This is a genomic window from Streptomyces sp. NBC_01260, assembly GCF_036226405.1.
In the GTDB taxonomy this organism is placed as follows: Bacteria; Actinomycetota; Actinomycetes; order Streptomycetales; family Streptomycetaceae; genus Streptomyces; species Streptomyces laculatispora.
In genome coordinates this window covers 6759051-6783629 of sequence record NZ_CP108464.1, presented here as the reverse complement: position 1 = coordinate 6783629, position 24579 = coordinate 6759051, and the positions used below count along the sequence as shown (strand labels likewise).

The window sequence follows — 24579 nt, the reverse complement described above, 5'->3', positions numbered from 1 at the left end:
GGGCCGCCCCGAGCCACCAAAGGAACCGAAACATCACGCTCCGCATTGCTGACGCAACGGTTGGTGAGACTGACACCCGGCCGATGTGAGGCCGCGCATAGGACCCACGTCACTTACGAAGTCACCTAGTGGACAAATAAGGGCGATAAGGGCGTTCCTGAGTGCGGGCCGCCCCGTGCGACCGAGGTACCGGCCCACTACCCGGCTTCGTACGTCACACCTTTGCCACACGATTTTGCGGTCGCTAAGAATTGCACTCGTCCCCGACGGAGATGCGAAGCCGCCTCCCGTCTTCGTCCTCCGTGAGGACCCCAGCGATTCGAAGAGGTACCTGTATGTCCGTGTCCAGCATTCCCGGCCGTCTCCGTCGCCTGAACAAGACCCAGAAGCTCTCCGTCGCGGGTATATCCGCCGTCGCCGCCGCTGCGCTCTCGTTGTCGTTGGTGCCCGGTAACGCCGAGGCCGAGACCGAGCCACAGGCCATCTCCACCGAACCCGTCGTCTTCGCGTCCGCCGCCGGCGCCCCGCAGGCCAAGACCATCCAGGCCAGCGTCATCGAGCAGCACTCCACCGCCGAGCAGCTGATCAAGGCCTCCGACGCCGCGAAGGCCAAGAAGGCCGCAGCCGTGAAGGAGAAGGCCGAGGCCGTCTCCAGGGCGAAGGCCAAGAAGGCCGCGGCCAAGCGCGACACGCAGGCGGCCAGCCGTTCCGAGTCCCGTACCCCGGTCTTCTCGAACAACCTGGACGGCTGGATCAAGGAATCCCTGTCCATCATGAAGGCCAAGGGCATCCCGGGCACCTACGACGGCCTGCACCGCAACATCATCCGCGAGTCCAGCGGCAACCCGAACGCCTTGAACGACTGGGATGTCAACGCGGTCAACGGTGTCCCGTCGATCGGCCTGCTCCAGATCATCAAGCCGACCTTCGACGCCTACCACGTCAGCGGTACCCCCCACAGCCAGTACGACCCGGTCGCCAACATCACCGCGTCGGCCAACTACGCCGCCGACAAGTACGGCTCGATCGACAACGTCAACAGCGCGTACTGAGTCCACTCCGGTACGCCGTGGCGCAACGCCGAAGGGCGGCACCCCGTGCGGGGGTGCCGCCCTTCGGCGTCGTACGGTGCGCAGCCGCGAGGCGGCTACTTGCGCATCACCTCGGGCTCGTGGCGGCGCAGCAGTCGCGCGACCGCGAACCCGCAGATGACACCGAGGAACAGCAGCACCGCGATGTTGATCCCCCACTGGCCGGCCGTGTGCTCCCACAGCGGGTCCAGGTCCGTGGGGTTGTTCCGGTCCCACGGCGGCATCAGGTGGGCGAGGTCGAGTGTCGAGCCCGCGGCAGCGACGGCCCAGCGCGACGGCATCAGCCAGGCGAACTGCTCCAGGCCAGGCGATCCGTAGATCTGGAAGAGGATGCCGGTGAAGACGACCTGGACGATCGCGAACATGACCAGCAGCGGCATGGTCTTCTCGGAGGTCTTCACCAGCGAGGAGATCACCAGGCCGAACATCATCGAGGTGAAGCCCAGCGCGATGATCGTCACGCAGAGCTCGACGGCCGGCGGCATGACCAGGCCCTCCGCCGGCAGATCACGGGTGGCGAAGCCGATACCGCAGATGATGACGCCCTGGACGGCCGTGATCAGGCCGAGAACGATCACCTTGGACATCAGGTAGGCGGAGCGGGAGAGGCCGGTGGCCCGTTCCCGCTCGTAGATCACCCGTTCCTTGATCAGCTCTCGTACGGAGTTGGCCGCACCGGAGAAGGTCATGCCGATCACCAGGATCAGCATGATCGTTCCGGCGTCGCTGTTGAACCGGGACGGCGGCTTGGGCGGGCCCAGGCCGAAGTCGGCCGGAATGACCACGCTGACGACACCGAGCACCGCGGGCAGGATCACCATCAGGCCCATGAAGCCCTTGTCGGACGCGATCACCGACAGATAGCGGCGCATCAGCGTCCACAGCTGCGTCACCCAGCCCTGCGGCTTCGGCGGACGCATCTGCTGCGGCGGCGGCATGTGTACGGACTGCGCGGCGACGGCGTCGATGTCCGCGGCGTACATCTGGTAGTGCTGCGAACCGCGCCAGCGGCCCGCCCAGTCGTAGTCGCGGTAGTTCTCGAACGCGGAGAAGACGTCGGCCCAGGTGGTGTAGCCGAAGAAGTTGAGCGCTTCCTCCGGCGGGCCGAAGTAGGCGACGGCACCGCCGGGCGCCATCACCAGGAGCTTGTCGCAGATGGCCAGCTCGGCGACCGAGTGCGTGACGACGAGGACCGTACGGCCGTCGTCGGCCAGACCGCGCAGCAGCTGCATGACATCGCGGTCCATGCCCGGGTCGAGGCCGGAGGTCGGCTCGTCCAGGAAGATCAGCGAGGGCTTGGTGAGCAGCTCCAGGGCCACCGAGACGCGCTTGCGCTGGCCGCCGGAGAGCGAGGTGACCTTCTTGTCCTTGTGGATGTCGAGCTTGAGCTCGGCGAGGACTTCCAGGATCCGGGACTGGCGCTCGGCCTCGGTGGTGTCCGCGGGGAAGCGGAGCTTGGCCGCGTACTTCAGGGCCTTGGTGACCGTGAGTTCCTTGTGCAGGATGTCGTCCTGCGGAACCAGGCCGATGCGCTGGCGCAGCTCGGCGAACTGCTTGTAGAGGTTCCGGTTGTCGTAGAGGACCTCGCCCTGGTTGGCGGGCCGGTAGCCGGTGAGCGCCTTGAGCAGGGTGGACTTTCCGGAGCCGGACGGGCCGATGACGCCGATCAGCGACTTCTCCGGGACGCCGAACGAGACGTCCTTGAGGATCTGCTTGCCGCCGTCGACCGTGACCGTGAGGTGGCGGGCGGCGAAGGAGACCTCGCCCGTGTCGACGAATTCCTCGAGCCGGTCGCCGACCAGGCGGAACGTCGAGTGGCCGACACCGACGATGTCGTTCGCGCCGATGAGCGCGGAGCCGGACTTCGAGAGCGGCTGGCCGTTGACGTACGTGCCGTTGTGCGATCCGAGGTCACGGATCTCGAAGCGGCCGTCGGGCGCCGCGTGGAACTCGGCGTGGTTGCGCGAGACCTGGAGGTCGGCGACGACCAGCTCGTTCTCCAGCGCACGGCCGATGCGCATCACCCGGCCGAGAGCCACCTGGTGGAACGTGGTCGGGCTGCGGTCGCCGTAGACCGGTGGCGCCCCCGCCGCGCCGCCGGCCCCGCCGCTCCCGGGGGTGTTCGCCATGCCCTGCTGCGGGACATGGGGCTGCTGTACCTGGGGGGCCTGCTGCCAGGCCTGCGGCTGCCGGCCGGGATTCTGCTGCTGTCCCTGCCAGCCGGGTCCGCCCTGCTGCGGCTGCTGCGGCGGGGTCTGTTGCGGCTGCTGGGCGGGGGCCTGGGCTCCCGCGGCGGCCTGCCCGCTGTACACATCGGCGCCGGCCGCGGCACCGCTGAGACTCAGCCGCGGCCCGTCGGTGGCATTGCCCAGGTTCACCGTGGAGCCGGGCCCGATCTCCATCTGCTGGATTCGCCGGCCCTGCACATACGTGCCGTTGGTGCTGCCGTGGTCCTCGATGAACCAACCCCGGCCGCTCCAGCTGATCGTGGCGTGCCGCCACGACACCCTGGCGTCATCGATCGTCATGTCGCCCTGCGGATCGCGTCCGAGGGTGTACGACCTGGACGGATCGAGCGTCCAGGTCCTTCCATTCAATTCCAGTACGAGTTCCGGCACTCCGCGCCCCACTAGTTGTCCCCCGATTACCCCCGTCGCAGGGAGTCTAGGGATGCTGAACATCGTGGCGAACTATTCCAGGAGCAGTCCCCGATACGAAAGCCGGGCGGGGGTTTGACCCTGCCGAGACCTGCACTGTTACGGCATTGAATCCAAGAGGCGGTCATCTACCGACACAACTGGCCATGAACGATTGCGGATCATGCCGAATCATGTGGTTGGGGGTACCGGGGCGGGCTGTCCGGCCCTCGGGACGGGCCGTCGGGGGCGCGTCGTGGACCGATACGGTGGGGACACCATGAGCGCATCTCAGCCCCCTCAGTCCTCGCCGTCTCCTGAGTCCCCTGAGTCACGTCAGGGCATCGACGCACCGACCCTTCTCGTGAAGATCTTCGGGAAGGACCGTCCCGGTATCACCGCCGGGCTGTTCGACACCCTCGCCGCCTACTCGGTCGATGTCGTCGACATCGAGCAGGTCGTCACCCGTGGCCGCATCGTCCTGTGCGCGCTGGTCACCGCCCCCGTCGCGGGCGGGACCACCGAGGGTGACCTGCGGGCCACCGTGCACAGCTGGGCCGAGTCGCTGAAGCTGCAGGCCGAGATCATCTCCGGCACGGGCGACAACCGGCCCCGTGGCGACGGCCGCTCCCATGTGACGGTGCTCGGGCACCCGCTGACCGCGGAGTCGACCGCCGCCATAGCGGCCAGAATCACCTCGACCGGCGGGAACATCGACCGGATCTTCCGGCTGGCGAAGTATCCGGTCACCGCCGTCGAGTTCGCGGTGTCCGGCACCGGGACCGAGGAACTGCGGACCGCGCTGGCCACCGAGGCCGCCGGGATCGGCGTCGACGTCGCCGTGGTCTCGGCCGGGCTGAGCCGCCGCGCGCAGCGGCTCGTCGTGATGGACGTCGACTCGACGCTCATCCAGGACGAGGTCATCGAGCTCTTCGCGGCCCATGCCGGCTGCGAGGCCGAGGTCGCCGCGGTCACCGAGCAGGCGATGCGCGGCGAACTCGACTTCGAGCAGTCGCTGCACGCACGGGTGGCGCTGCTGGCGGGCCTCGACGTGTCGGTGGTGGAGAAGGTGCGCGCCGAGGTGCGGCTGACACCGGGCGCCCGCACCCTGATCCGTACGCTGAAGCGGCTGGGCTACCAAGTAGGCGTCGTCTCCGGTGGGTTCACCCAGGTGACGGACGACCTCAAGGAGCGGCTGGGGCTCGACTTCGCCTCTGCCAACACTCTGGAGGTCATCGACGGGAAGCTCACCGGCCGGGTGACCGGGGACATCGTCGACCGGGCCGGCAAGGCCCGGCTGCTGCGCAGCTTCGCCGCGGAGGCCGGGGTGCCGCTGGCGCAGACCGTGGCGATCGGTGACGGGGCGAACGACCTGGACATGCTGAACACCGCGGGACTCGGCGTCGCCTTCAACGCCAAGCCCGTGGTCCGCAGGGCCGCGCACACGGCGGTGAACGTGCCGTTCCTGGACACCGTGCTCTATCTGCTGGGCATCACCCGCGAGGAGGTCGAGGCCGCCGACGGTCTCGTCGAATAGGACCCGGGCCGGCCTCCGGGGCCCTCTTCGTGAGCCGGCGGGCTCATGGACCGGCGGGGCCGGTCGTCGTCAGTCGTTCGGAGTCCAGTACTCGGTGAGCTTGCCGATGCCGTGCTCCACGCCCTTCCAGGTACCGGAGAACTCCACCACGGCGAACGCCGCGGTCGGGAAGCCGCCGCGGGTCATCCGGGCCAGGGCGTCGCCCTCCGCCGCGCCCGAGAGGGCGTCGGCGAGCGCGTGCATACCCGGGTTGTGGGCGATCACCAGCAGGTTGCGGACCTCGTCGGGGGTCTCGTTGACCAGGGCGATCAGCTCGCCGAGCGAGGCCTCGTACAGCCGCTCCTCGTACACGGTCCTGGGGCGCTCCGGCATCTCGTGCACGGCCAGCTTCCATGTCTCGCGCGTCCTGGCGGCGGTGGAGCAGAGGGCCAGATCGAAGACGATCCCGGAATCGACGAGTTTGCGGCCTGCCATGGGGGCGTCCATGCGGCCGCGCTCCGCGAGGGGCCGCTCGTGGTCGGAGTCCTGCGACCATTCCGCCTTTGCATGCCTGAGAAGGACGATCCTGCGAGGTGTATCGACGCTCATACACCTCAGCTTCGCACGAAATGTGCCACCTGGCGCAGGGTGTTGGAGGGCTCCCCAGCCACGGCCCACGGCCGTCAGCGGGTGAGCAGGTCCACGATTCGCTCAAGCAACTGGCCCAGCGCCGGATCGTCCGTGGCCGCGTGCGCCTGCCCCGGTCCGGCGATCAGCAGCAGAAGCGCGCCGAAGGCGACGGCGGGCAGCGCCACGGCCCACCACGGCAGCCGGATCTCGACACCGCGCGCATCGGGGCGGGTGGACCGGGTATGTGTACGGGCCGACATGTCCGCCTCCGTGGGTCATCAGGTCTGATACCTGAAACCTACGGATGCGGGGATGTCCGGCCCATCCGGTGACCCACCCAGTTCACCCTGACCCTGGCCCCCTAGGGGATGGTGGGGCCAGCCCCACCATCGCCCCCGGTGAGCCCGGGCGGTTACGGAGAGGCGAGGGTGGCGATGACGGCGATGACGATCGAGATCAGCACCATCGCCCCGAAGACGAGCAGGAGCTTCTTCTGGCCGTTCTGGGGATTCGGGTCGAGCACAGGAGACATGGCCCCAGTCTCGCATCTCAGCATTCGTCCTCGATCGTCCGGTCCCGGCCGGCCAGGATGCCGGCCGCCATCTGCGGCACCATCAGGGCCGCCATCAGACCGATCGGCAGCCCCCAGCCGCCGCTGTGCTGGTAGAGCACGCCGACCAGGAGCGGCCCGGGGATCGAGATGAGATAGCCGCAGGACTGGGCGAACGCGGACAGCCGGACCACTCCGGCGCCGCTGTGCGAACGCATGCCGATCATCGTGAGGGCGAGCGGGAAGGCGCAGTTCGAGATGCCCAGGAGCACCGCCCAGGCCCAGGCCCCGCCGGACGGGGCGAGGTAGAGGCCCGCGTAGCCGATGAGGCCGCAGGCGCCGAGGAGGACGACGATCGGCCCCTGGTTCCGCATCCGGGCGGCGACCCGGGGGATGACGAAGGCGAGCGGGACGCCCATCGCCATGGTGACGGCGAGCAGGACGCCCGCGGTACCGGCCGAGACCCCGGCGTCGCGGAAGATCTGCGGCATCCATCCCATGGTGATGTACGCGGCGGTGGCCTGGAGGCCGAAGAAGCACGCGAGGGCCCAGGCGGTACGGCTGCGGGTGATCCTGAGCGCCGGGGCCTGCGCCTGGTGGGCGGCGGGCTGTCCGGGGGCGCCGCTCCGGTCCCGTACCAGCGGGATCCAGGGCAGGATCGCGGCGGCGGCGAGCACGGCCCAGATGCCGAGGCCGGCCTTCCAACTGCCGCCCATCGCCTCGGTCATGGGGACGGTCACGGCGGCGGCCAACGAGGTGCCGAGGGCCAGGGCCATGGAGTAGAGGCCGGTCATGGAGCCGACCCGGTCCGGGAACCAGCGCTTGACGATCACCGGCATCAGGACATTGCTCACGGCGATGCCCATCAGGGCGAGCGCGCTCGCGGCGAGGAAGCCGGCCGTGCCGCCGATGAGGGGCCTGATCACCAGCCCCGCGGTGATGGCGACCATGCCCGCGCAGACCACCGCGCCGGGGCCGAAGCGGCGGGCCAGGCGCGGCGCCATGATGCCGAAGACCGCGAAGCAGAGGGGCGGTACGGAGGTGAGGACCCCCGCGACGGTCCCGCTCATGTGCAGCCCGTCGCGGACCTCTTCGAGGAGGGCGCCGAGGCTGGTGATGGCCGGGCGGAGGTTGAGTGCGGCGAGGACGAGCCCGACGACGACCAGGCGGAGCAGCCACGGCGCGGGGCCGGCCGGCGAGGCGGGTGCGTCGGTACGGGGGGCCGCCGGGATGGCGGGACTCAGCGTCCCGGTCGGGGTCTGGGGAGGGGTTTCGTCGTCACGCATGGAGTCATCATAGAATCATGGGATGATTACTTGTCCAATCCTCTGAGAACATGCGGACACCCGAGAACGACGGCGGGACGGCCCCCGCCCCCGGACACCCGAGCAAGGAGCACCATGGCGCTGACGTCCCCGCGGCGTTCGGCACTCGCCGACCAGGTGATTGCCCAGCTGAGGAACCAGATCACGTCGGGCGAGTGGCCCGTGGGCTCGCGCATCCCCACCGAACCCGAGCTGGTCGAGCAGCTGGGGGTGGCCCGTAACACCGTCCGCGAGGCGGTGCGGGCGCTCGCGCACAACGGCCTGCTCGACATCCGGCAGGGCTCGGGCACCTATGTGGCCGCCACCAGTGAGCTCGCCGGGGTGATGCACCGCCGGTTCGCGTCCGCCGACCCGCGCCATGTCGCCGAGCTGCGCTCGACGCTGGAGTCGTCGGCGGCGCGCCTGGCCGCCGCCCGTCGTACCGACCGGGACCTGAAGCAGCTGGACGCGCTCATGCGGCGCCGGGAGGAGACCTGGGCCGCGGGGGACGCCGAGGCCTTCGTGGCGGTGGACGCGACGCTGCATCTGGCCGTGGTGGCCGCCTCCCACAACGATGTGCTGACCGGTCTCTACGCCGACCTGGGCGACCTCCTGCGGGACTATCTCCGGGTCGACGTCGGTCATGAGCTGCGGCCGGAGAACCATATGGACCACGGGCGGCTGGTCGAGGCGATCCGCGCCGGTGACGCGGAGACGGCGGCGTCCGAGGCCGCGAGCCATGCGCTGGACTGCCTGGTGGACCGGGTCTAGGGGCTGCCCTGCGCTCCACCGGGGACTACGGGACAGCCCTTGGGGAGCACGGGGTGCGGGTCAGGACGCCGCGCGGGTCTCGCCGCCGTGGGTGACCCAGGCGGAGCCGACCTCTTTCCAGCAGCGGTCGTCCAGCCGTACGGTCCGCCCCGGCCCGACGTCGACCGGCCTGGCGTCCGCGTCGATGTCCCACCAGCGGGCGCACTCGGTGTGCAGCTGCACCCGGTCGGTGGACGGGTACGGGTTGTGGCAGTAGGCGACGACCCGGGAACCCTGGACCGACGTACGGCATTCGGCGCCGGAGGGTTCGGGGTCGGGTGCGGGCGGTGCTGCCGCACCTGCGGCCCCGACGTGGCCCGCGGCGTACAGGGCGCCGGGGACGAGCAGTCCGGCGACGACCGCGGAGGCCGCCAGCAGGGACCGGGTTCGGTGACGTGTGCCGTGCACAGCGATCTCCTCCCCTGGGGCCTCTCGCCTGTATCGGGCCGGTCTCGCGGGGCAGGCCCGGTCCGGACGAAAGACGTTCGGCCGGACCAGAAGTCCGGTTCCTCCACATTCTGCGGTGGATCGACCAGGTTTTCGACCTGAGCGCCGAGAGGCGGGGCGGGACACGGGAAACGGCCGCGCACCACCTCCGGGGAAGTGGTGCGCGGCCGTTTCGGAACGCCGTCGTGCGAGGGTCAGGCACCCATCATGTGCACGCCACTGTCGACGTGGATGATCTCGCCCGTGGTCCGCGGGAAGAAGTCCGAGAGCAGCGCGACGATGCCGCGGCCGGCCGGCTCCGCGTCCGACATGTCCCAGGCCATCGGCGCGCGGGTGTTCCACACCTCGGCGAGGTCGCTGAAGCCCGGGATGGACTTGGCGGCCATGGAGCCGAGCGGCCCGGCCGAGATCAGGTTGCAGCGGATGCCGTCCTTGCCCAGGTCGCGGGCGAGGTAGCGGGAGGTCGCCTCCAGCGCGGCCTTCGCCGGGCCCATCCAGTCGTACTGCGGCCAGGCGAACTGCGCGTCGAAGGTGAGGCCGACGATCGAACCGCCCTCGCTCATCAGCGGCTTGCACGCCATGGCGAGCGACTTCAGCGAGAACGCCGAGACGTGCATCGCCGTGGCGACCGACTCGAACGGGGTGTTGAGGAAGTTGCCGCCGAGCGCGTCCTGCGGCGCGAAGCCGATGGAGTGGACGACGCCGTCGAGCGTGCCGAGCTCGTCGCGCACCAGACCGGCGAGCCGGTCCAGGTGCTCGTCGTTGGTCACGTCCAGCTCGATGACCTTGGCCGGCTTGGGCAGCTTCCGGGCGATGCGCTCGGTCAGCGTGGGCCGGGGGAAGGCGGTCAGGATGATTTCGGCACCCTGCTCCTGGGCCACCTTGGCGGCGTGGAACGCGATGGACGACTCCATCAGCACCCCGGTGATGAGGATGCGCTTGCCGTCGAGAATTCCGCTCATGGTGATCAGTGACCCATGCCCAATCCGCCGTCAACAGGGATGACGGCTCCAGTGATGTACGACGCGTCGTCGGAGGCGAGGAAGCGCACCGCGGCGGCGATCTCCGCGGGCTGCGCGTATCGCGCGAGCGGCACCTGGGCGACGATGCCCTTGCGCTGCTCCTCGGTGAGCACCTGCGTCATGTCGGTGTCGACGAAGCCGGGCGAGACGACGTTGAAGGTGATGTTCCGCGAACCCAGCTCACGGGCCAGCGACCGGGCGAAGCCGACCAGACCGGCCTTGGACGCGGCGTAGTTCGCCTGTCCCGCCGAGCCGAGGAGGCCGACGACGGAGGAGATGAGGACGACCCGGCCCTTCTTGGCGCGCAGCATGCCGCGGTTGGCACGCTTGACGACCCGGAAGGTGCCGGTGAGGTTGGTGTCGAGGACGGACGTGAAGTCCTCCTCGGACATCCGGATCAGCAACTGGTCCTTGGTGATACCGGCGTTGGCGACCAGTACCTCCACATTGCCGTGCTTCTCCTCGATCTCCTTGTAGGCCTGCTCCACCTGCTCGGCGTCGGTGATGTCGCAACGGACCGCGAGAACACCGGCCTCGGTGAGCTCCTGCGGCGGCTCACCGGAACGGTAGGTGATCGCGACCTTGTCGCCGTTGTCGGCGAAAGCGCGGGCGATGGCGAGGCCGATGCCCCGGTTTCCTCCGGTGACGAGAACCGAGCGGCTCAACGGATCACCCTTTCCATAGCTGTCTGGTACCTCGAAAACCTATCGGTACCGCCCGCTTCCCGAGGAATCGGCCTCTGACAGCGCCTTCCCCCGGGCGCTGTCGGGTTCCTACAGTCCCGTCCCGGCCACGACCTGGCCCTGTCCGCCCGCGGGCCCGGCCGGACGGCCCGTCGCCCCCGCCCGCAATTCGACTGTGCCGCCGCTTCGGCCGTGCTTCACTGCCTCGTAAAAGATCCGAGGGTATGTGACGCAGAGGAGAGGCCGCCCGTGCCCCATGAGGTAGATCAGTCGTTCCTGGCCCTTCCGCTGAGGCCGTTGGCCGACGCGGCGCTCGCCCGTGCGCGGGCGCTCGGGGCCGTGCATGCCGACTTCCGCTTCGAGCGGGTGCGCAGCGCCACCTGGCGGCTGCGGGACGCCCGGCCGGCCGGGGCGTCGGACAGTACCGATCTCGGGTACGCGGTGCGGGTGGTGCACGGCGGGGCGTGGGGGTTCGCCTCCGGGGTGGATCTGACGATGGACGCCGCGGCGAAGGTGGCCTCGCAGGCCGTCGCCATGGCGAAGCTGTCGGCGAAGGTCATCGCGGCGGCGGGTTCCGACGAGCGGGTGGAGCTGGCGGACGAGCCGGTGCACGGGGAGCGGAGCTGGGTGTCGGCGTACGAGGTCGACCCCTTCGACGTACCGGCCGAGGAGAAGGCGGGACTGCTCGCCGAGTGGAGCGGCCGGCTCCTGGGGGCGCAGGGCGTCGCGCATGTGGACGCCTCGCTGATGACCGTCCATGAGAACAAGTTCTACGCGGACACGGCGGGCACGGTCACCACACAGCAGCGGGTGCGGCTGCATCCGCAGTTCACCGCGGTGGCGGTGGACGCGACGACCGGCGAGTTCGACTCGATGCGCACGATCGCGCCGCCGGTGGGGCGCGGTTGGGAGTACCTGACCGGGACCGGCTGGGACTGGGACGCGGAGCTGGAGAGCATTCCCGGGCTGCTGGCCGAGAAGATGCGCGCCCCGGGTGTCGAGGCGGGGACGTACGACCTGGTGGTCGACCCGTCCAATCTGTGGCTGACCATCCATGAGTCGATCGGCCATGCCACCGAGCTGGACCGGGCGCTGGGGTACGAGGCGGCGTACGCCGGGACCTCGTTCGCCACCTTCGACAAGCTGGGGAAGCTGGCGTACGGCTCCCCGGTGATGAACGTGACGGGCGACCGCACGGCCGAACACGGGCTCGCGACGATCGGTTACGACGACGAGGGCGTCGAGGCCCAGTCGTGGGACCTGGTGAAGGACGGCACACTGGTCGGCTACCAGCTGGACCGCCGGATCGCGAAGCTGACGGATCTGGGCCGGTCCAACGGGTGCGCGTACGCGGACTCGCCGGGCCACGTCCCCGTGCAGCGCATGGCGAACGTGTCGCTGGCACCGGATCCCGGCGGCCTCTCCACCGACGATCTGATCGGCGGGGTGGAGCGCGGGATCTACGTGGTCGGCGACCGGTCCTGGTCGATCGACATGCAGCGGTACAACTTCCAGTTCACCGGGCAGCGGTTCTTCCGGATCGAGAACGGCAGGCTCGCCGGGCAGCTGCGCGATGTCGCCTACCAGGCGACGACGACGGACTTCTGGGGCTCGATGGAGAAGGTCGGCGGTCCGCAGACGTATGTCCTGGGCGGCGCCTTCAACTGCGGCAAGGCCCAGCCGGGCCAGATCGCGGCCGTCTCGCACGGCTGCCCCTCCGCCCTCTTCCGAGGCGTGAACATCCTCAACACGACGCAGGAGGCCGGACGATGAGCGGCGCGCAGGGAACCGGCCGGGGTTCCGGGGGGCGCCCCCCGGGTCAGCACAGTCTCAACACGACGCAGGAGGCCGGACGATGAGCCGCGTCAGCAAGCCGCACGAGATCGTCGAGCGCGCTCTCGAACTGTCCACCGCCGACGGCTGTGTGGTCATCGCCGACGAGCAGTCGTCGGCCAATCTGCGCTGGGCGGGCAACGCGCTCACCACGAACGGGGTGACCCGGGGCCGCACGCTCACCGTCATCGCCACGGTCGACGGCGCCGAGGGCAGCGCGTCCGGCGTGGTGTCCAGGTCCGCCGTCACCGCGGCGGACCTGGAGCCGCTGGTGCGGGCCGCCGAGGCAGCCGCACGCGGGGCAGGTCCGGCCGAGGACGCGCAGCCGCTGGTCACCGGGGTACCTGCCTCCCCCGACTTCACGGACGCGCCCGTGGAGACGGACTCCGACGTGTTCGCGGCGTTCGCCCCCGCGCTCGGCGACGCCTTCGCGCGGGCCCGGTCCGGCGGCCGTGAGCTGTACGGCTTCGCCAACCACGAGATGACCTCGACCTATCTCGGTACGTCGACGGGACTGCGGCTGCGCCACGACCAGCCGAACGGGACGCTGGAGCTGAACGCCAAGTCGCCCGACCGGTCGCGCTCGGCCTGGGCGGGCCGGGCGACCCGCGACTTCAAGGATGTCGACCCGGCCGAGCTGGACGCCGAACTGGCGCGGCGGCTGAGCTGGGCGGAGCGCCGTATCGAGCTGCCGGCCGGACGGTACGAGACGCTGCTGCCGCCGACCTCCGTCGCCGATCTGCTGATCTACCAGCTGTGGTCCGCGACCGCCCGGGACGCCACGGAGGGCCGGACGGTGTTCTCCAGGCCCGGTGGCGGCACCCGGCTCGGCGAGACGCTGTCCGCGCTGCCGCTGACACTGTGCAGCGACCCGCACGCGCCGGGTCTGGAGTCGGCGCCGTTCGTCATCGCCCATTCCTCCGGGGACGGCGGTTCGGTCTTCGACAACGGGCTGCCGCTGGCCCGCACCGACTGGATCAGGGACGGCCGGCTGGAGCAGCTGACGACCACCCGGCACACGGCGGGTCTGACCGGGCTGCCGCTCGCCCCGGCGATCGACAACCTGGTCCTGGAGGGCGGCGGTGAGCGGTCGCTGGAGGAGATGGTGGCCGCGACGACCGGCCGCGGGCTGCTGCTGACCTCTATGTGGTACATCCGCGAGGTCGATCCGGCGACGCTGCTGCTGACCGGGCTGACTCGCGACGGGGTGTATCTCGTGGAGGGCGGTGAGGTGGTCGGCGAGGTGAACAACTTCCGCTTCAACGAGTCCCCGGTCGACCTGCTGTCGAGGGCCACCGAGGCGGGACGTACCGAGAAGACGCTTCCGCGCGAGTGGGGCGACTGGTTCACCAGGGCCGCGATGCCCGCGCTGCGCATCCCGGACTTCAATATGAGCTCGGTCAGCCCGGGGGTGTGACCCGCCTAGACTGGCGGTTGCCTTTCGATTCGATACACGTAGCTGAGGAGACACGGAACCGTGACGGACATCGTCGACGAGCTGAAGTGGCGCGGGCTGTTCGCCCAGTCCACTGACGAGGACGCACTGCGCAAGGCTCTCGCGGACGGTCCCGTCACGTTCTATTGCGGCTTCGACCCGACCGCGGCCAGTCTGCACGTCGGCCATCTGGTGCAGGTGCTCACCATGCGCCGGCTCCAGCGGGCGGGGCTGCGGCCGCTCGCCCTGGTGGGCGGGGCCACCGGTCAGATCGGTGACCCGCGCCCGACCGCCGAGCGCACGCTCAACGACCCGGAGACGGTCGCGCTCTGGGTGTCCCGGCTGCGGTCCCAGATCGAGCCGTTCCTGTCCTTCGAGGGCGAGAACGCCGCGGTCATGGTGAACAACCTGGACTGGACCGCGGGGATGTCCGCGATCGAGTTCCTGCGGGACATCGGCAAGCACTTCCGGGTCAACAAGATGCTCACCAAGGACTCCATCGCCCGGCGGCTGGAGTCCGACGAGGGCATCAGCTACACCGAGTTCAGCTACCAGCTGCTCCAGAGCATGGACTTCCTGGAGCTGTACCGGCGTCACGGCTGCACCCTCCAGCAGGGCGGCAGCGACCAGTGGGGCAACCTCACCGCGGGCCTGGACCTGATCCACCGCCTGGAGCCGGGCGCCGAGGTGCACGCGCTGGCGACCCCGCTGATGACGAAGGCGGACGGGACCAAGTTCGGCAAGTCCGAGAGCGGCGCCGTCTGGCTCGACCCGGAGATGACGACGCCGTACGCGTTCTACCAGTTCTGGCTGAACGTCGACGACCGGGACATCTCCCGCTACATGCGCATCCTCAGCTTCCTGAGCCCCGCCGAGCTGGCGGAGCTGGAGAAGGCCACCGAGGAGCGGCCGCAGGCGCGGTCGGCGCAGCGCGCGCTGGCCGAGGAGCTGACGACGCTGGTGCACGGCGCGGACCAGTGTGCCGCGGTCATCGCCGCGTCGAAGGCGCTGTTCGGCCAGGGTGAGCTGGGTGAGCTGGACGAGGCGACGCTGGGCGCGGCGCTCTCCGAGGTGCCGCACGCCCGGGTCACCGAGCTGGGTCCGCTGGTGGACCTGCTGGTGGAGGTCGGTCTGGCGCCGAGCAAGTCGGGCGCGCGCCGCACGGTCAAGGAGGGCGGCGCGTACGTGAACAACGTCAAGGTCGCCGACGGCGAGGTGGCACCGGCCCGCGAGGAGCTGCTGCACGGGCGCTGGCTGGTGCTGCGCCGGGGCAAGAAGAACCTCGCGGCCATCGAGGTCACGGCCGGCTGAGAGGCTGCCGGGTGACAGCACCGCGGCCGGGTACGCGTCACGCGTACCCGGCCGTCGCCGTCTCGTCGAACAGGACCCCGGGGCCGTCGCGGGCGGCCCGGCGTCCGGTGCTCAGGACTTCTTTCGCTTGGAGCCGCGGATCGATGCCCACAGCATGTCGCCGACGCCGACCACCACCACGGCACCGATCAGCTGGAGCAGATGGCGCGTCCAGTCGATGCCCTTGGTGTCGTTGACACCGAGCCAAGTGGCGACAGTGTTGCCGAGGACGCTGCCGATGATGCCGAAAATGATCGTCAGCCAGAGTGGGATCTCCTGCTTCCCCGGCAGGATCGCCTTCGCGATCAGGCCGAGAACCAGGCCCACGATGATTGCCCACAACCAGCTCATGCCGCCTCCTCGTGCGACGCGGTGTCGCGATGTCCGATCAGTCTCGGTCCCGGGCGTGTACACCGCACGTCGGACAGGTCCGTACGTGCCGCGGGAGGGGATTCACGGCGCGCCCCGGTCTCGAACGTGCCGGATACCGGGCGTACCGTGGGAGCGGTCCGGTCCGGGGAGCGTCCGGCGCAGGAACGGGGTCTCCCCCGGTTCGCACGCGGGCTCGGGGAAGATGGGTGGAGACGGGATGCGCAAGCAGAGCGATGCGGAGGTCTTCCGGATCACGGGTGCCCGGCAGGGTCTCGCGGACGATGTGCGCGGCCGGCAGCGGCGCTATGTGATCTCGATGTCCGTGCGCACGCTTTCGGTGATCGCCGCGGTGGTCCTGTGGAACGTGGAGCGCTATGTGGCGATCGTGGGGCTGGCGCTGGGCGTTCTGCTCCCGTACGTCGCCGTCGTCATCGCCAACGCGGGCCGGGAGAACACCCCTTCGCTGCCCTCGACCTTCGTCCCGGCCCCGCCGCGGCCGGCGCTCGGCGCAGCACCGGTGGCGGGCCCGGCGGAAGCGGGCCCGGAGACCGGCCAGGCCTTCCGCTCCGGTGATCCGCAGGGGCACGGCTGAGCCCGGACGCCCGGATATCGGCCGGATTCGCGACGGGTTCAAGCTCAAGAAAAGCTCAGATCAATCATGAAGTTCCAGTGCACTGCACCCCGGTCTGCGTGACATACTTCGTAGGCGCTCCGCATCCCCCGTCGGAGCGACAGACCGACGCCGGGCAGCTCCCCCCGTGGCTGCTCGGCGTCGCCTTTTCTCCGACAGGGGATGCGTCAGGCCGGCCGCTTCGGCGGCCGGCCAACGGCCTCGTGCGAGGCCCTAGGGTTGAGTCCGTGAACTCCCCTGAATCCGCGGCCGAGAACGCTGCCGAAGCCCCCGTCTGCTCCGCGAAGGGCTGCCGTGCCGACGCCGTGTGGGTGCTTGCCTGGAACAACCCGAAGCTGCATACCCCGGACCGCCGCAAGACCTGGCTGGCCTGTGACGAGCACCGGGAGCATCTCTCCTCGTTCCTCGGTGTGCGGGGCTTCCTGAAGGATGTGGTGACGCTCGCGGAGTGGGAGTCACCGGACTCGCCCCCCGGCTGAGGGCTACCCGCCGATCGCCGACATCGGGCGGTCGGGCTGGAGGAAGGAGGGGTCGTCCAGGCCGGATCCGGCCTTCTTGCCCCACATCGCGAGCCGCCAGATCCGCGCGATCTCCTGGTCCGGCGCGTCCGACCGCAGGGCGCCGCGCAGGTCGGTCTCCTCGCGGGCGAACAGGCAGGTGCGCACCTGCCCGTCGGCGGTGAGCCGGGTGCGGTCGCAGGCCCGGCAGAACGGCCGGGTGACGGAGGCGATGACGCCGACCCGGTGGGGTCCGTCGCCGACCAGCCAGCGTTCGGCGGGGGCGGAGCCGCGCTCGTCCTGGCCCTCCGGGGTGAGATCGAAGCGGGTGCGCAGCGACTGGAGGATGTCACCCGCCGTGATCATGCCGTCGCGCTTCCAGCCGTGCTGTGCGTCGAGCGGCATCTGCTCGATGAAGCGGAGCTCGTAGCTGTTGTCCACGGCCCAGGCGAGCAGGTCGGGGGCCTCGTCGTCGTTGAGCCCCGGCATCAGGACGGTGTTGACCTTGACGGGGGTGAGGCCGGCGTCCCGGGCGGCTTCGAGGCCGGCCAGGACGTCGTGGTGCCGGTCGCGGCGGGTGAGGGTCTTGAACACGTCGGGGCGCAGGGTGTCCAGCGAGACGTTGACCCGGTCCAGGCCGGCGGCCTTGAGCGCGGCGGCGGTCCGCTTCAGTCCGATGCCGTTGGTCGTGAGCGACATTTTCGGGCGGGGCTCCAGGGCCGCGCACTGCTCGACGATGGAGACGAGTCCGGGGCGCAGCAGCGGCTCTCCGCCGGTGAAGCGGACTTCGGTGATGCCGAGCTGTGTGACGGCGATGCGGACCAGCCGGACGATCTCGTCGTCACTCAGCAGGTCCGGCTTGGCCAGCCACTGCAGGCCTTCCTCGGGCATGCAGTACGTACAGCGCAGATTGCACCGGTCGGTGAGCGATACGCGCAGGTCGGTGGCGACCCGGTCGTAGGTGTCGATGAGCATGGTGGGCCCCCTCCTCCGGCTGACTTCCCGGTTGCGGTTGCTGACTCTTTCGAGACTACGCGAGACGTGTGACATCGCTGGGGCCCGTTTGGCACGAGGTACGGCGCGGCCGCGTCGTAGGACTCTACGACGCGGCCGCGGGAAAGGAGCGGTGCGAGGGGCGGACTACTGGGTGGACTCCCGCTCTCAGTGGGCTCCGATACCGGTGAGGGACTTGACCTCCAGCTCGGCGTACTTACCCTTGTCCGGCTCCTCCTTCGACAGGAGGGAGCCGATCCAGCCGAGCAGGAAGCCCAGCGGGATGGAGATCAGGCCGGGGTTCTCCAGCGGGAACCAGGCGAAGTCGACGCCCTTGAACATCGAGGTCTTCTCGTTGCCGGAGACGACCGGCGAGAACAGCACCAGGATCACCGAGCCGGCCAGACCGCCGTAGATCGACCACAGCGCGCCCTGGGTGGTGAACCGCTTCCAGAAGAGGCTGTAGAGGAGCGTCGGCAGGTTGGCCGAGGCGGCGACGGCGAAGGCGAGCGCCACCAGACCGGCGACGTTCATGTCGCGGGCGAAGGCGCCCAGCACGATCGCGGCCGCCCCGATGAAGACGGTGGCCCAGCGGGCGGCCCGCATCTCCTCCTTCTCGCTGGCCTTCCCCTTGCGGATGACATTGGCGTAGATGTCGTGGGCGAAGGAGGACGAGGAGGCGAGGGTGAGGCCCGCGACGACGGCGAGGATGGTGGCGAAGGCGACGGCGGAGATGACGGCGAGCATGACGGCGCCGCCGGTGGTGCCGACCCCGCCGAGGTATTCGGCGAGCTGCGGGGCCGCCGCGTTGCCCGCCGGGTTCTTCGCGATGATCTCCTTCGGGCCGATGAGGGCCGCGGCGCCGAATCCGAGCGCGATCGTCATCAGGTAGAAGCCGCCGATGATGCCGATGGCCCAGTTGACGGACTTACGGGCGGCCTTGGCGGTCGGCACCGTGTAGAAGCGGATCAGGATGTGCGGCAGGCCCGCGGTACCCAGCACCAGGGCGATGCCGAGGGAGAGGAAGTCCAGCTTCGAGGTGCCGGTGGCCCCGTACTTGAGTCCGGGCTCCAGGAACGCGGCGCCGTGGCCGCTCTTCTCGGCGGCGGTGCCCAGCAGGTCGGAGACGTTGAAGTTGAACTTCCAGAGCACCATGAAGGTCATCAGGACGGCGCCCGCGATGAGCAGCACGGCCTTGACCATCTGCACCCAGGTGGTGCCCTTCATGCCACCGATGGTGACGTACACGATCATCAGTACGCCGACCAGCGCAACGATGAGGATCTTTCCGGCGTCACTGGTGATGCCGAGGAGCAGGGAGACCAGCACACCCGCGCCGGCCATCTGTGCCAGCAGGTAGAAGATCGAGACGACGATGGTGGAGACGCCCGCCGCGGTGCGCACGGGGCGCTGTCGCATCCGGTAGGCGAGGACGTCGCCCATGGTGTACCGGCCCGAGTTGCGGAGCGGTTCGGCCACCAGCAGCAGGGCCACCAGCCAGGCGACGAGGAAGCCGATCGAGTAGAGGAAGCCGTCGTATCCGAAGAGGGCGATGGCTCCGGCGATACCGAGGAACGAGGCGGCGGACATGTAGTCGCCGGAGACTGCGAGTCCGTTCTGGAAGGCGGTGAACTGGCGGCCGCCGGCGTAGAAGTCGGAGGCGCTCTTGGTCTGCCGGCCGGCCCAGACGGTGATGCCGAGGGTCGCGGCGACGAAGACCGCGAAGAGCGTGATGATCAGCGGCCGGTGCTCGGTGGTGGAGGAGGCGGCGAGCACGGCGGTGTGGGAGTGGTACGCGGCGCTCATGCGTCGGCCTCCATACGGGACTTGATGGCCTCGCCCTTCGGGTCGAGCTTCGCCGCGGCGTACCGCGAGTAGAACCAGGCGATGAGGAAGGTGGTGAGGAACTGGGCGAGGCCGAAGACGAAGGCCACGTTGAAGTTGCTGTACACCTTGGTGCCCATGAAGCCGCCGGCGTAGTTGGACAGCAGCACGTACAGCAGGTACCAGAGGACGAAGGCGATGGTCAGCGGGAAGGCGAACGAGCGGTACGAGCGGCGCAGTTCGCCGAATTCCGCGCTCTCCTGCTCCGCGACGAAGGCCTCGGTCGTGGGCTGGGCCGGCCCTTTCTCCGTACTGCCCTCGGACGGCGGTGCATCGGTAGCCACGGAATCTCCTCGCGACGCGGGTGCGGTGGTGGGGACGGTGGATTTCACTGGGGACCTCGTCTTCGGGGGGTGATGGTGCGCCTCCCCTGACAACGGCACGCGGCGCGCGGCGAAGCGGTTCACCACTCCTGTGTCCTTCTCCGGGTCACTCCTTCGGACGCCGCGATGGAGACGGGTTCCCGTCAACTCATTGATGAGCCGGGATGATCGGCGATAGCTTCACTCGTCATGTACGCGACTGGGCACGCCCGTGTCCGGTCGACTGGCACGGATGAAGTGGAGACCCCATGGCTCATCTGGGATCCAGACGGACACGCGCACTGGCGCTGCCCGTCGGATTGGCCCTCACCGTCTCGCTCGGCTTCCTGCCGACGGGCGCCGCGTCCGCCTCGCCGGTGGACGTCGGGCCCGCGGCGGCGGTGTCGACGGACGGACCGAAGCTGTCGTACGTGGTGAATACGCGGGGCGGTCACGGCACCGTCAAGCAGGTGCGCAAGGCGGTGGAGCGGGCCGGCGGCACGGTGGTGATCGCCTACGACCGGATCGGTGTTCTCGTCGTCCATTCGCAGAACCCGGACTTCGCGCAGTCCGTACGCGGGGTCAGGGGCGTGGATTCGGCCGGGGCCACCCGCACCAACCCGATCGTCCCGCAGGCCACCAAGGACATCGGGGTCCAGCAGCCGCTCACCGCGCAGGAGGCGCGGAGCGCCGCGGCGCGGGCGACGGCGGACCAGGACCCGATGGAGCCGCTGCAGTGGGACCTGCCCGCCATCAAGGCGGACAAGGCGCACCAGAAGTCACTGGGCAGCCGGAAGGTCACGGTCGCGGTCATCGACACGGGTGTCGACGACACGCACCCGGACATCGCCCCGAACTTCGACCGGGCCGCCTCGGCGAACTGTGTGACCGGCGCACCGGACACCACGGCCGGCTCCTGGCGTCCGAAGGCCGGTGAGAGCCCGCACGGCACCCATGTAGCGGGCACCATAGCCGCCGCGAAGAACGGCATCGGGGTAACGGGCGTCGCACCGGGTGTGAAGGTCGCCGGTATCAAGGTGGCGAACCCGGACAGTTACTTCTACACCGAGTCCGTCGTCTGCGGCTTCATGTGGGCGGCCGACCACGGCGTCGATGTCACCAACAACAGCTACTACACCGACCCGTGGCTGTTCAACTGCAAGGACGACCCGGACCAGGGCGCACTGGTCGAGGCGGTCGCCCGTGCCACCCGTTACGCCGAGAGCAAGGGCACGGTCAATGTCGCCGCGTCGGGCAACTCGGCCGAGGACCTGGCGGCCGACACGATCGTGGACTCGACCAGCCCGAACGACGGCGACACGGTCACCCGGACGATCGACCCGAAGAAGTGCTTCGACATCCCGACGATGCTGCCGGGTGTCGTGACGGTCTCGGCGACGGGCGCGAAGGGGCTGAAGGCCTCGTACTCGAACTACGGGAACGGCGTCATCGACGTGGCCGCCCCGGGCGGCGACTCGACGGCCTACCAGCGCCCCGCGCCGCCCGCGACGAGCGGGCTGATCCTGTCCACGCTGCCGGGCGGCGGGTACGGCTACATGGCCGGTACGTCGATGGCCTCCCCGCATGTCGCGGGAGTGGCCGCGCTGATCAAGTCGACGCATCCGCACGCGTCGGCGCTCGCGGTGAAGGCGCTGCTGGTGGCGGAGGCCGACGCCACCGCGTGCGGCGCCCCGTACGACATCGACGGTGACGGCACCGTCGACGCGGTCTGCGAGGGCGGCAAGCACCGCAACGGCTTCTACGGAGCCGGTGTGGTGGACGCCCTGGACGCGGTCCGCAGGTAGCGGGTGCGGTACGGGGGCCGGTGATCTCTCCGGCCCCCGTACCGGCCGGGCCGGGCAGGCCGGCGCCGGGAAGGCCCGGCCGCCCGGCTCACGGCTTGATGAGGACCTTCAGTGCCGTGCGCTCGTCCATCGCCTTGTAGCCGACCGGGACCTCGTCGAGGCCGATGGCCAGGTCGAAGACGGGCGACGGGTCGATGGTGCCGGACAGGACGTCGGGGAGCAGTTCCGGTATGTACGTGCGTACGGGGGCGACCCCGCCGCGCAGGGCGATGTTCCGGTCGAACATGACGCCGAGGTCCAGTCCGGTGCCGCTGCCGTGCGGTACGCCGACGTAGCCGATCGAGCCGCCGTCGCGGGTGATGCCGACGGCCGTGCGCATCGACTGCTCGGTGCCGACGGCCTCGATCACGGCGTGGGCGCCCTCGCCGCCGAGCAGTTCCCGTACCGCGGCGACGGCCGCGTCGCCGCGCTCGGCGACCACGTCGGTGGCGCCGAAGGTGCGGGCGATGTCGGTGCGCGCCTGATGGCGGCCGAGCGCGATGATCCGCTCGGCGCCGAGCCGCTTGGCGGCCATGACGCCGCACAGGCCGACGGCGCCGTCACCGACGACGGCGACGGTGCTGCCGGGCTCCACACCGGCGCCGACGGCCGCGTGGTGGCCGGTGCCGAGGACGTCGGAGAGGGCCAGCAGCGCGGTGAGCAGGTGGTCGTCGGATGCCGCGGCGGCCGGCAGCTTGACCAGGGTGCCGTCGGCGAACGGGACGCGGACGGCCTCGCCCTGCCCGCCGTCGGAGCCGACCGAGCCCCAGAACCCGCCCTGCGGACAGGAGGTGGTCAGCCCCTCGGCGCAGTAGGCGCAGCTGCCGTCGGACCAGACGAAGGGGGCGACGACGAGGTCGCCGACGGCGAAGCCGTTGACCCCGGAGCCGGCCTCCTCGACGATCCCGAGGAACTCGTGGCCGATGCGCTGGCCGGGCTGCCGGGCGGACTCGCCGCGGTAGGCCCACAGGTCGCTGCCGCAGATGCAGGCCCGCAGGACCCGCAGCACCACGTCGGTGGGCTGCTGGACAACCGGGTCCGGGACCTCCTGCACGCGGATGTCGTGGGGGGCGTGGATGACGGTGGCGCGCATGCGTGGGGGTCCTTGCTGATCTCAGATGCTGATACTGGGCCCACGGTACGCCCCGGGGTCCGCACCGGACCGGCGCGCATCCGGGGCGAGCACTCCGAGGGTCAGCAGGAACTGCGCCGCCACGTAGGTGAGCATGACCCAGAAGTCGGGTGCGGGCAGCTGGGGCCAGTCGGCGACGCCGGTGGCGATCAGTCCGTCGGAGAGCAGGAAGAGCGCACCGCCGGCGGCTGCGTACCGGCCGAGGACGCCGGCCCGGTACGCCATGGCGGTGAGCAGCAGGCTGTAGCCCGCCAGCGGGATCCGCAGATCGGCCGGCAGCCCGTCCAGGATCAGGGCGAGGAAGACGACCAGGACGGCTGCGTACAGGACTGCGGGCAGCAGGGCGCTGCGGGCCCGGCCGAAGAGGCACAGGTAGCAGACGTGTCCCGCGGCGAAGCCGCCCATCCCGAGAAGGAAGGCGAGGTCGGCGTCGGCCAGCAGAAACACATCGCCGACCCAGCCCAGGAGCAGTGCGGCGATCAGCAGCCGGGGCCCGCGCCGAGCGGCGGCGTACCCGGCCAGCAGCGGCATCAGCAGCGGCTTGGCGACGAGGTGCGCGATACCGCTGTCGGTGAGGACCCCGGCGAGATCGACGGCGCAGGCGACGAGGAAGGCGATGAGGAGGGGGCGCGCCCAGCGCTCCCTCCGGTCCGGGAGCGGGCCGGCGCTCATACGGCGCTCTCCCGCGCGGGGGCGACGGTCGGCGAGGTCGCCGCGGCGGACGGCTGCCAGCCCGGCCCGCGGAAGATCCGCCCGGCCCGCTCGCTCCAGCTGCCCGCCGCGCGCACGTCGCGGGCGATGGCCGCGTACTCGTGGGTGGCGACCCGCAGCGGGTTGAAGGTGTCGATGTTCTTGGTGAGCCCGAACACGGGCCGCTGCTCCTCCGCGGTGAAGGACCCGAACCACCGGTCCCACACGATCAGGATGCCGCCGAAGTTCCGGTCGAGGTAACCGCCCTGGGAGGCATGGTGCACCCGGTGGTGGGAGGGCGTGTTCAGTACGTACTCGAAGGGCCGCGGCAGCTTGTCGATGCGTTCGGTGTGCACCCAGAACTGGTAGACGAGGTTGGCCGACGAGCAGAAGGCGAGCGCCGCCGGGTGGACGCCGCAGGCGATCAGCGGGAGGTAGAACGGCCAGACGGTCAGCGAGGTCCAGGGCTGGCGCAGCGCGGTGGAGAGGTTGAACTTCCGGCTGGAGTGGTGGACCACGTGGCAGGCCCAGAGGATCCGGATGACGTGGTGCCCCCGGTGCGACCAGTAGTAGAGGAAGTCCTGCCCCAGCAGCATCAGCGGGACGGTCCACCACAGGACGGGCACCCGGAGCGGGGTCAGCTCGTACACCGCCGTGTAGACCGCGACGATGGGCACCTTCCACAGCAGGTCGAACACCAGGCTGCCCAGCCCCATGGTGATGCTGGTGGCGGCGTCCTTGGCCTCGTACCCGGCCGCCTCCTCGTCGGGGTGGAAGTGGTGCAGGGCCATTTCCAGGACAGTGAGCAGCACGAAGGCCGGTATGGACCAGAGCACTGGATCGGGCAGGTTCGTCGGCATATCAGCACCGTAGAGCCGCAGGTCGGCCCGCGACCAGACGTTGTTACCAACAAGTATGCGAGACACG

24 protein-coding genes are annotated in these 24579 nt (G+C 70.0%); 9 read left to right on the top strand and 15 right to left on the bottom strand.

Annotation, left to right across the window (positions count from 1 at the left end; all coding sequences use genetic code 11):
* The first annotated feature begins 335 nt into the window (after nt 1-335).
* Nucleotides 336-1052, top strand: coding sequence for a transglycosylase SLT domain-containing protein (locus tag OG322_RS30275; RefSeq protein ID WP_329307245.1), 717 nt, complete (start codon nt 336-338; stop codon nt 1050-1052).
* A gap of 95 nt (nt 1053-1147) precedes the next feature.
* On the opposite strand, the gene OG322_RS30270 is transcribed toward OG322_RS30275, so the two are convergent.
* Nucleotides 1148-3721 carry an ABC transporter ATP-binding protein/permease gene (locus OG322_RS30270; protein WP_123469016.1) on the bottom strand — a complete coding sequence of 858 codons (2574 nt, stop codon included), beginning with the start codon at nt 3719-3721 and terminating at the stop codon, nt 1148-1150.
* Between the two features lie 286 nt (nt 3722-4007).
* On the opposite strand from OG322_RS30270, the gene serB reads away from it, so the two are divergent.
* Entirely contained in the window at nt 4008-5264 is a 1257-nt protein-coding gene (gene serB / locus OG322_RS30265) for a phosphoserine phosphatase SerB (RefSeq protein WP_123469018.1), read from the top strand.
* 69 nt (nt 5265-5333) lie between these two features.
* On the opposite strand, the gene OG322_RS30260 is transcribed toward serB, so the two are convergent.
* From OG322_RS30260 to OG322_RS30245, 4 genes are all read right to left on the bottom strand, one after another.
* On the bottom strand, nt 5334-5852 hold the full coding sequence (locus OG322_RS30260) for a SixA phosphatase family protein (protein ID WP_123469019.1): 519 nt from the start codon (nt 5850-5852) through the stop codon (nt 5334-5336).
* Between the two features lie 74 nt (nt 5853-5926).
* On the bottom strand, nt 5927-6133 hold the full coding sequence (locus tag OG322_RS30255) for a hypothetical protein (protein ID WP_266412328.1): 207 nt from the start codon (nt 6131-6133) through the stop codon (nt 5927-5929).
* 152 nt (nt 6134-6285) lie between these two features.
* Nucleotides 6286-6396 carry an SGM_5486 family transporter-associated protein gene (locus OG322_RS30250; RefSeq protein WP_260147507.1) on the bottom strand — a complete coding sequence of 37 codons (111 nt, stop codon included), beginning with the start codon at nt 6394-6396 and terminating at the stop codon, nt 6286-6288.
* Nucleotides 6397-6422: 26 nt separating this feature from the next.
* A complete protein-coding gene (locus OG322_RS30245) occupies nt 6423-7709 on the bottom strand; it encodes a CynX/NimT family MFS transporter (protein ID WP_124283755.1) in 1287 nt (428 codons plus the stop codon).
* A gap of 114 nt (nt 7710-7823) precedes the next feature.
* Here OG322_RS30245 and OG322_RS30240 point away from each other — a divergent pair, with 114 nt between their 5' ends.
* On the top strand, nt 7824-8498 hold the full coding sequence (locus tag OG322_RS30240) for a FadR/GntR family transcriptional regulator (RefSeq protein ID WP_123469025.1): 675 nt from the start codon (nt 7824-7826) through the stop codon (nt 8496-8498).
* 60 nt (nt 8499-8558) lie between these two features.
* Here OG322_RS30240 and OG322_RS30235 read toward each other — a convergent pair whose 3' ends face one another.
* The 3 genes from OG322_RS30235 to fabG form a co-directional block, all read right to left on the bottom strand.
* On the bottom strand, nt 8559-8945 hold the full coding sequence (locus OG322_RS30235; RefSeq protein ID WP_123469027.1) for a hypothetical protein: 387 nt from the start codon (nt 8943-8945) through the stop codon (nt 8559-8561).
* 233 nt (nt 8946-9178) lie between these two features.
* Nucleotides 9179-9946, bottom strand: a complete 768-nt coding sequence (fabI, locus tag OG322_RS30230) for an enoyl-ACP reductase FabI (protein ID WP_123469029.1) — start codon at nt 9944-9946, stop codon at nt 9179-9181.
* 5 nt (nt 9947-9951) lie between these two features.
* On the bottom strand, nt 9952-10671 hold the full coding sequence (gene fabG / locus OG322_RS30225; protein WP_123469031.1) for a 3-oxoacyl-[acyl-carrier-protein] reductase: 720 nt from the start codon (nt 10669-10671) through the stop codon (nt 9952-9954).
* A 267-nt stretch (nt 10672-10938) separates the two neighbouring features.
* On the opposite strand from fabG, the gene OG322_RS30220 reads away from it, so the two are divergent.
* The 3 genes from OG322_RS30220 to tyrS all read left to right on the top strand — a co-directional run bounded on the left by OG322_RS30220 (nt 10939) and on the right by tyrS (nt 15268).
* A complete protein-coding gene (locus tag OG322_RS30220) occupies nt 10939-12462 on the top strand; it encodes a TldD/PmbA family protein (RefSeq protein ID WP_123469033.1) in 1524 nt (507 codons plus the stop codon).
* 82 nt (nt 12463-12544) lie between these two features.
* Entirely contained in the window at nt 12545-13939 is a 1395-nt protein-coding gene (locus OG322_RS30215; protein WP_123469035.1) for a metallopeptidase TldD-related protein, read from the top strand.
* A gap of 60 nt (nt 13940-13999) precedes the next feature.
* Nucleotides 14000-15268: a tyrosine--tRNA ligase gene (tyrS, locus tag OG322_RS30210; protein WP_123469037.1), complete on the top strand. Its 1269-nt coding sequence runs from the start codon at nt 14000-14002 to the stop codon at nt 15266-15268.
* Nucleotides 15269-15379: 111 nt separating this feature from the next.
* On the opposite strand, the gene OG322_RS30205 is transcribed toward tyrS, so the two are convergent.
* Complete coding sequence (locus OG322_RS30205) at nt 15380-15658, bottom strand: GlsB/YeaQ/YmgE family stress response membrane protein (RefSeq protein WP_123469039.1); 279 nt, start codon at nt 15656-15658, stop codon at nt 15380-15382.
* 238 nt (nt 15659-15896) lie between these two features.
* On the opposite strand from OG322_RS30205, the gene OG322_RS30200 reads away from it, so the two are divergent.
* The gene (locus OG322_RS30200; protein ID WP_123469041.1) at nt 15897-16271 is read left to right on the top strand and encodes a DUF3099 domain-containing protein; all 375 of its coding nucleotides are present in this window, start codon (nt 15897-15899) and stop codon (nt 16269-16271) included.
* 266 nt (nt 16272-16537) lie between these two features.
* Nucleotides 16538-16789: a hypothetical protein gene (locus OG322_RS30195; protein WP_123469043.1), complete on the top strand. Its 252-nt coding sequence runs from the start codon at nt 16538-16540 to the stop codon at nt 16787-16789.
* Between the two features lie 3 nt (nt 16790-16792).
* Here the strand turns inward: OG322_RS30195 and moaA are convergent, their stop codons facing one another.
* The 3 genes from moaA to OG322_RS30180 form a co-directional block, all read right to left on the bottom strand.
* Nucleotides 16793-17782, bottom strand: a complete 990-nt coding sequence (gene moaA, locus OG322_RS30190) for a GTP 3',8-cyclase MoaA (RefSeq protein ID WP_329307244.1) — start codon at nt 17780-17782, stop codon at nt 16793-16795.
* Between the two features lie 186 nt (nt 17783-17968).
* A complete protein-coding gene (locus OG322_RS30185) occupies nt 17969-19606 on the bottom strand; it encodes a solute symporter family protein (protein WP_123469046.1) in 1638 nt (545 codons plus the stop codon).
* On the bottom strand, nt 19603-19968 hold the full coding sequence (locus tag OG322_RS30180; RefSeq protein WP_123469048.1) for a DUF485 domain-containing protein: 366 nt from the start codon (nt 19966-19968) through the stop codon (nt 19603-19605). Before OG322_RS30180 ends, OG322_RS30185 begins: the two co-directional genes overlap by 4 nt.
* A gap of 287 nt (nt 19969-20255) precedes the next feature.
* Between OG322_RS30180 and OG322_RS30175 the strand changes: the two genes are divergently transcribed.
* Nucleotides 20256-21791 (top strand): S8 family peptidase, encoded by a 1536-nt coding sequence (locus OG322_RS30175; RefSeq protein ID WP_123469050.1) that lies wholly within the window; start codon nt 20256-20258, stop codon nt 21789-21791.
* Between the two features lie 88 nt (nt 21792-21879).
* Here OG322_RS30175 and OG322_RS30170 read toward each other — a convergent pair whose 3' ends face one another.
* Genes OG322_RS30170 through OG322_RS30160 form a run of 3 tightly spaced genes read right to left on the bottom strand, consistent with a single transcriptional unit; the run spans nt 21880 to nt 24512 of the window.
* Nucleotides 21880-22923: a zinc-dependent alcohol dehydrogenase family protein gene (locus OG322_RS30170; protein WP_123469052.1), complete on the bottom strand. Its 1044-nt coding sequence runs from the start codon at nt 22921-22923 to the stop codon at nt 21880-21882.
* A gap of 21 nt (nt 22924-22944) precedes the next feature.
* On the bottom strand, nt 22945-23634 hold the full coding sequence (locus tag OG322_RS30165) for a lysoplasmalogenase (RefSeq protein WP_329307243.1): 690 nt from the start codon (nt 23632-23634) through the stop codon (nt 22945-22947).
* Nucleotides 23631-24512: a sterol desaturase family protein gene (locus OG322_RS30160; protein ID WP_123469060.1), complete on the bottom strand. Its 882-nt coding sequence runs from the start codon at nt 24510-24512 to the stop codon at nt 23631-23633. Before OG322_RS30160 ends, OG322_RS30165 begins: the two co-directional genes overlap by 4 nt.
* Nucleotides 24513-24579: the final 67 nt, after the last annotated feature.

Coding starts and splice junctions, on each gene's coding strand:
- OG322_RS30275 (WP_329307245.1), top strand. CDS start 336: ATGTCCGTGTCCAGCATTCCCGGCCGTCTCCGTCGCCTGAACAAGACC.
- serB (WP_123469018.1), top strand. CDS start 4,008: ATGAGCGCATCTCAGCCCCCTCAGTCCTCGCCGTCTCCTGAGTCCCCT.
- OG322_RS30260 (WP_123469019.1), bottom strand. CDS start 5,852: ATGAGCGTCGATACACCTCGCAGGATCGTCCTTCTCAGGCATGCAAAG.
- OG322_RS30255 (WP_266412328.1), bottom strand. CDS start 6,133: ATGTCGGCCCGTACACATACCCGGTCCACCCGCCCCGATGCGCGCGGT.
- OG322_RS30245 (WP_124283755.1), bottom strand. CDS start 7,709: ATGCGTGACGACGAAACCCCTCCCCAGACCCCGACCGGGACGCTGAGT.
- OG322_RS30240 (WP_123469025.1), top strand. CDS start 7,824: ATGGCGCTGACGTCCCCGCGGCGTTCGGCACTCGCCGACCAGGTGATT.
- fabI (WP_123469029.1), bottom strand. CDS start 9,946: ATGAGCGGAATTCTCGACGGCAAGCGCATCCTCATCACCGGGGTGCTG.
- OG322_RS30215 (WP_123469035.1), top strand. CDS start 12,545: ATGAGCCGCGTCAGCAAGCCGCACGAGATCGTCGAGCGCGCTCTCGAA.
- OG322_RS30205 (WP_123469039.1), bottom strand. CDS start 15,658: ATGAGCTGGTTGTGGGCAATCATCGTGGGCCTGGTTCTCGGCCTGATC.
- OG322_RS30200 (WP_123469041.1), top strand. CDS start 15,897: ATGCGCAAGCAGAGCGATGCGGAGGTCTTCCGGATCACGGGTGCCCGG.
- moaA (WP_329307244.1), bottom strand. CDS start 17,782: ATGCTCATCGACACCTACGACCGGGTCGCCACCGACCTGCGCGTATCG.
- OG322_RS30185 (WP_123469046.1), bottom strand. CDS start 19,606: ATGAGCGCCGCGTACCACTCCCACACCGCCGTGCTCGCCGCCTCCTCC.
- OG322_RS30175 (WP_123469050.1), top strand. CDS start 20,256: ATGGCTCATCTGGGATCCAGACGGACACGCGCACTGGCGCTGCCCGTC.
- OG322_RS30170 (WP_123469052.1), bottom strand. CDS start 22,923: ATGCGCGCCACCGTCATCCACGCCCCCCACGACATCCGCGTGCAGGAG.
- OG322_RS30165 (WP_329307243.1), bottom strand. CDS start 23,634: ATGAGCGCCGGCCCGCTCCCGGACCGGAGGGAGCGCTGGGCGCGCCCC.
- OG322_RS30160 (WP_123469060.1), bottom strand. CDS start 24,512: ATGCCGACGAACCTGCCCGATCCAGTGCTCTGGTCCATACCGGCCTTC.